At 42.8% G+C, this 5,702-nt stretch carries 5 protein-coding genes; 3 read left to right on the top strand and 2 right to left on the bottom strand.

All coding sequences use genetic code 11. The annotated features are described in order from the left end of the window. Positions 1 to 24: 24 nt before the first annotated feature. Positions 25 to 2,178 carry a response regulator gene (locus GNE10_RS31535; RefSeq protein WP_185569858.1) on the bottom strand — a complete coding sequence of 718 codons (2,154 nt, stop codon included), beginning with the start codon at positions 2,176 to 2,178 and terminating at the stop codon, positions 25 to 27. Between the two features lie 4 nt (positions 2,179 to 2,182). Further along, the gene (locus GNE10_RS31530; protein ID WP_185569862.1) at positions 2,183 to 2,755 is read right to left on the bottom strand and encodes a chemotaxis protein CheB; all 573 of its coding nucleotides are present in this window, start codon (positions 2,753 to 2,755) and stop codon (positions 2,183 to 2,185) included. Between the two features lie 782 nt (positions 2,756 to 3,537). On the opposite strand from GNE10_RS31530, the gene GNE10_RS31525 reads away from it, so the two are divergent. From GNE10_RS31525 to GNE10_RS31515, 3 genes are all read left to right on the top strand, one after another. Continuing rightward, on the top strand, positions 3,538 to 4,038 hold the full coding sequence (locus GNE10_RS31525) for a DUF2231 domain-containing protein (RefSeq protein ID WP_096538688.1): 501 nt from the start codon (positions 3,538 to 3,540) through the stop codon (positions 4,036 to 4,038). Next, the gene (locus tag GNE10_RS31520) at positions 4,035 to 4,652 is read left to right on the top strand and encodes a DUF2231 domain-containing protein (protein WP_185569857.1); all 618 of its coding nucleotides are present in this window, start codon (positions 4,035 to 4,037) and stop codon (positions 4,650 to 4,652) included. Before GNE10_RS31525 ends, GNE10_RS31520 begins: the two co-directional genes overlap by 4 nt. Before the next feature lie 105 nt (positions 4,653 to 4,757). Continuing rightward, a complete protein-coding gene (locus GNE10_RS31515) occupies positions 4,758 to 5,684 on the top strand; it encodes a cytochrome c oxidase subunit II (RefSeq protein ID WP_185569860.1) in 927 nt (308 codons plus the stop codon). Positions 5,685 to 5,702 lie beyond the last annotated feature (18 nt).

Genomic DNA, 5,702 nt, shown 5'->3' with positions numbered 1-5,702 from the left:
CCAATGCCCCATGCCCCATGCCCACTAACTCACCGGAATCTCCACGGGTAGCTTCAACACATTAACAACCACACCAATTAATTTACTGGGGTCAATTGGCTTCGGTAGATGCTGTTGAAATCCGGCTGCGAGTGCTTTTAAGCGGTCTTCGTCTCGCGTATACGCAGTTAACGCGATGGCGGGAATGCGTCCCCCTTTTTCTGGTTCTAAAGAACGCAGTTTGCGAATCAGGGTATAACCGTCTTGTTCTGACATGCCGATGTCGCTAATCAGGATATCTGGTTTGGCTTGTTCCAGTACTGCTAAGGCTTCATCCACTGATGAGGCGGCGGTGGCTACTGCGCCATAGTCCTCAAACATAAAGCTGAGAAAGTTACGGGTATCTGTTTCATCGTCTACAACTAAAACCTTTAATCCCGCCAAGGGAGTAGAAACTTCAGGGGAAGATATTTCTCCTGCTTCTTTATTGGCTTTGTTACCCCGATTGTCTTGTAGTAATGGTAGTCTAACAGTGAAGGTTGCTCCCTGTTCTGTGCCTGGACTTGCGGCTGAGATGGTTCCTTTGTGGAGTTCTACTAGGTGACGGACGATCGCTAGTCCTAGTCCTAGTCCATTGTGCGATCGTGTTGTGGTACTGTCTGCTTGCCGGAAACGCTCAAATACTTTCGGTAAAAATTCTGGGGTGATGCCAATACCTGTATCGATTACTTGAATTTGGGCGTATTGGAATTTGGGATTTTCGTTTTTGGATTTTGGCTCGCTACTTTCGTCAGTGTTTAAATTAGAATTTTCATCTGGAGATGCGGATGCCAAAGCAGTTTTATTACTGGCTAAATCAGGACTATCGTTAATTGAATATCCAAAATAAGTAGATAATTTGACTTCTACCCTACCGCCTTTTTGTGTAAATTTAATGGCATTGGTTAATAGGTTCCACACAACTTGCTGTAAACGGGCTGGATCGCCATACATTGAACCTACTGAAGTATCCAAGACTGTATTTAATTGAATATCTTTGGCCTCTGCTAAAGGACGCACTGCTTCTAAAGCTGCTTCCATCACTGTAATCAAATTCACAGCACATACATTTAATCGCAACTGACCCCGGATAATTCTTGATACATCTAAAATGTCCTCAATTAGTTGCATCTGAGATGTGGCGTTGCGTTCGATGGCCTCTAGGGCGCGGGAAGTGGCTTTTTCATCAAGTTTTTTAGAACGTAGAATTTTTGACCAGCCAAGCATCGAGGTTAGGGGCGTGCGGAGTTCGTGGGAGAGAACGGCGAGAAATTCATCTTTCATACGATTTGCCGCTTCAGCTTCCTGTCTTGCTGTTTGTTCTCGAATTACTTGAGCGCGGACTTCTTCTGCTTGCTTGCGTTCGGTAATATCTTCGAGAGTGCCTACATACCCCAGTAATTCCCCTTGACCGGAAAGCATCGGTGATGAGCGAACCTGAACCCAACGAACATTGCCATGAGCAGTTTGAAAACGAAATTCTTCGGAGTAGTCACGACCTTCATTAATATAAGCAGACCAAGTAGTAACTGCTCGTTCTCTATCTTCAGGATGAACGGATTCCAGCCAACTTTTTTCTACACTCTGGGCTGCTTTCACACCACAAATTGTTTGATAACGTGGATTCGTAAATCTACAGCGTCCTTCTGTATCAATTTCAAAAATGCCAACCGGCGAACAAGTACTCAGGGAACGAAATCTTTCTTCACTTTGTCTGAGTTCGGCATTAACAGCTACTAGTTGGGCTGCTTGTAACTTGACGGCTTCTGTTTTCTTAAATAATTCTGCGAATACTGTGACTTTAGAAGTAAGAATATTCGGGTCGATGGGCTTGAGTAAATAATCCACTGCACCCAAAGCATAGCCTTTAAACAGCATTTGATCGCTGGTGCTGAAGGCGGTGAGAAAGATGATTGGTGTATGACGCGATCGCCCCCGATTGCGAATCAAAGTAGCTGTTTCAAAGCCATCCATCCCTGGCATTTGTACATCCAGCAAAATCACTGCAAAATCCTGATGCAGCAGACACCTTAAAGCTTCTTCCCCAGAAGTAGCTCTCACCAGATTTTCACCTAGTTTTTCTAGGATTGCCTCTAGTGCAAGTAAATTTTCCAGCTTATCATCTACCAGGAGGATGTTTACTTTGGGTTCCATCTGCATGGGTTCATTTCCGTGATAAGTAACAAAGCTTGACCAATCGATCAGCAATGTCTGAGAGTGTCAGAATCCAGTTTACTGCAACAGCTGAAATTGCTGCCTCTGGCATAATGCTGCTCTCTGCTGTGGCGGGTTCTTGTACAATAGTGATTCCCCCCCGCGCTTGTATTTTTTTTAAACCTTGCACACCATCGTGGTTGGCTCCTGTCAATATTATACCGATAACTTGTTCGCCATAAATATCGGCTGCTGACTCAAATAACACATCAATAGATGGTCGGGCATAGGAAACAGGCTCATCAGTGGAAAGAGCAAAGTGACCTTCTTCAAGGAGCAAATGATAATCTGCTGGAGCTAGATAGATATGTTTCGGCAGTATTTCGTCTTTGTCTTCCACTTCTTTAATCGGCAAAGAAATCGATTCTTGTAATAGTTGCTGGAGTGCGTTGTTAGACTCTTTATGACGGTGTTGAACAATGGCGATCGGTACTGAAAAATCCTCTGGTAAACTTTGGAGAATGATTTTCAATGCCGATAATCCACCTAATGAAGTACCAATCACTACAATTTTAAATGACACTAATTTAGGCCTCATACCCGCCGAATATGATTATGGGGCATTGGGAATAGAGGGTGTTGACTGTTGAGTGTTGAGTGTTGACTGTTAACAGAAGAATTATTCTCCTTGTCTGCTTGTCTCCCTTGTCTCCCTCATCTCCCTTGTCTCCCTTGTCTCCTTCATCTCCTTCATCTCCTTCATCTCCCATCTCCCCACCTCCCTCAACTACTGAAGATTATATATTTTTGTGATTTACTTTACAAATAGAAATTTTATAAATGTGAAATACTTTACATAAAAGTATTGTTTTTGTGTTTAATAATGTTTTAATTATGTTAATTTAGATACATAAAAAACTATTTTTCTTGCTACATAAAGAAATTTGAAGTTTTTATTTTTGATTCTTTTGACAATTCATAAAAATTTACTTAAGCTAAAAGATAGGTTAAGCGAATCAACAAACAACAGCAACTTGGATTAGGTACATTAACAATTGCTGTTACAGACTCTCAGCAGAAGTAAAGGAATCTCAGCATAAATATTGTCTGTAGGCAAATTCACAAAATCTGACTGCCAAAAGCTAAGAATTAACTAAACATATTCCACCGCGCAAAAATTAAATCAGCGAACAGTTTTCAAAGTTTTAAAGGGGAATGATGAAGTAAGAATTCAGAATTCAGAACTCACAACTCAGAATTCAGAATTTAGATAACTGCTTGTTTTTGAATTGTTTTGGCGGAGCGGGGCTTAGCCAATTCTGAATTCTTACCCTCAAGTGCGGTAAATATGTCGAGGAGAACACAATGCTTGAGTATTTTACATCTTTGAATGACCATAATTTGCCGTATCCAGATACGATTCATCCCATCGTTGTCCACTTCGTAATTGCGATGGTGTTGTTTTCCTTTTTTTGTGATGTAGTTGGCTATTTCACTGGTAAAACTCGCTTGTTTGAAGTGAGTTGGTGGAATATGTTTGTCGCCACCATTGCCATTTTCGTTGCTATTATTTTCGGTCAATTTGAAGCTGGTTTAGCACAACCTTACAGCTTAGCTAAATCAGTGCTGAATTTGCATACATTAATTGGTTGGTCGCTTTCGGGAATCATCGCCGCCATTACAGCTTGGCGCTATGTAATTCGTAGCCGTAACCCCCAAAAAGTACCGATTTATTATCTGGGAGCCGGACTAGTTTTAACTTTAATAGTTGGCTTGCAGGTATATCTGGGAGATCGACTTGTTTGGGTGTATGGACTGCATACAGTACCAGTTGTGGAAGCGCTAAAGGATGGTTTATTGCCATGAACTCAGAACTGATTGACCAATTGAACGGACAACTAGGCGCAAACGGACTACCTTACACAATTCCCATTCATCCCAACTTAGTCCATCTAACACTGGGTTTATTCATCATTGGCATCACCTTTGATATCGTCGGTGTTTTCTTCCCCTTCCAAAAATGGGTCTTCAAATTTTTGGGAATAACCGTCGAACGTGACAACTTCTTTGAAGTTGGCTGGTATAACATGTTTGCTTCCAGCATCATTACATTTTTCACGGTGGGAGCAGGTTTTTACGAAATGCTATTAGCAACACCACCAACTAATGTGAAAAGTGCCTGGGGATTACAGGCAATAGACACAATGCTTTGGCATGGTGTGGGTGGTGTGTTCTTACTAGCAGTAATTTTTGCCATGACCATCTGGAGAGGATGGCAACGCTTCGTATGGAGCAAACAAGAATATAGACAGACAGACAGACAAGTGCAATGGAGTTATTTACTCACAGGCGTAGCTGTGATGTTCGTAATGTATCTCCACGGCACACTAGGAGCGCAACTAGCTGCCGAATTTGGCGTCCACAACACAGCAGATAGATTATTACGACTAGGCCAAGACCTGAACAAAACACTCAAATAAGTTATTAGTCATTGGTCATTAGTCATTAGCCCAATGCCCCATGCCCAATGCCCGATACTCAATGCCCCATGCCCAATGCCCCATGCCCAACATCCAATATTGACCATGAAAATCCAGAAGATTTTAAATATTTTGACGCTGCTTACAGGCGCGATCGCAGTTACCGCTACAAGTCTGTGGATCGGCAAACAAGCTTACTCTTGGCTTCCTCCACAAGCAGCAGCCGAATCTCAACTAATTGATAATTTGATTAGTTTCTTAGTCACCCTTGGTAGCTTCATCTTTTTGGGAGTAACGAGTACTTTGATGTATTCTGTAATCTTCCATCGCGCAGTTAAAGATGACTTTTCTGACGGCCCCGCAATTGAAGGTAATATCACCTTAGAAGTTGTCTGGACAGCAATTCCAATTTTGTTGGTGTTTTGGATTGCGGGTTACAGCTACCAAGTCTACGAACAAATGGGAATTCAAGGCCCGTCCCAACTAGTTCACCTGCATAATCCACTGGGAATAGAATCAGCTTATGCAGCAGCGAAAGACTCACCAGATACAGCTTTAGCTGAACCCGTCGAAAAAATTGACGTATTAGCCAAACAATGGGCGTGGGTATTTCATTATCCAGAAAAAGATGTTACCAGTACTGAATTGCATTTACCGAGCGATCGCCGCGTGCGTTTAGCGCTAAACTCCCAAGACGTTCTTCACGGCTTTTACATTCCTGCATTTCGCCTCAAGCAGGATATCATTCCCAACCATGCCATCGACTTTGAATTTACTCCCGTCCGTCCCGGCCAATATCGATTGACCGATTCCCAATACAGCGGCACATATTTTGCAACCATGCAAGCAAACGTGGTTGTGGAATCTCCCGAAGAATACCATCAATGGCTATCCCAAGCCGCAACCCAAAAGCCATCCCCAGCCAAAAACCAAGCAGCTTCTGAGTATGCTCAAACATCCAATCAATCAGTCCAAACTGGTTGGGCTACAGTTCCTCCCGCCGCACCTCCTCTAGTCAATTCCCCTGGCTGAAAATACCCCACCCACACG

This window comes from Nostoc sp. 2RC (assembly GCF_014222165.1).
Lineage (GTDB): Bacteria > Cyanobacteriota > Cyanobacteriia > Cyanobacteriales > Nostocaceae > Nostoc > Nostoc linckia.
Note: the sequence above shows the minus strand (reverse complement) of the source record. Positions and strands in the feature narration are given on the sequence as shown.

What these genes read in the sequence shown, in the direction of transcription:
- GNE10_RS31520 (WP_185569857.1), top strand. Translation starts at nt 4,035, where the DNA reads ATGAACTCAGAACTGATTGACCAATTGAACGGACAACTAGGCGCAAAC.
- GNE10_RS31535 (WP_185569858.1), bottom strand. Translation starts at nt 2,178, where the DNA reads ATGCAGATGGAACCCAAAGTAAACATCCTCCTGGTAGATGATAAGCTG.
- GNE10_RS31515 (WP_185569860.1), top strand. Translation starts at nt 4,758, where the DNA reads ATGAAAATCCAGAAGATTTTAAATATTTTGACGCTGCTTACAGGCGCG.
- GNE10_RS31525 (WP_096538688.1), top strand. Translation starts at nt 3,538, where the DNA reads ATGCTTGAGTATTTTACATCTTTGAATGACCATAATTTGCCGTATCCA.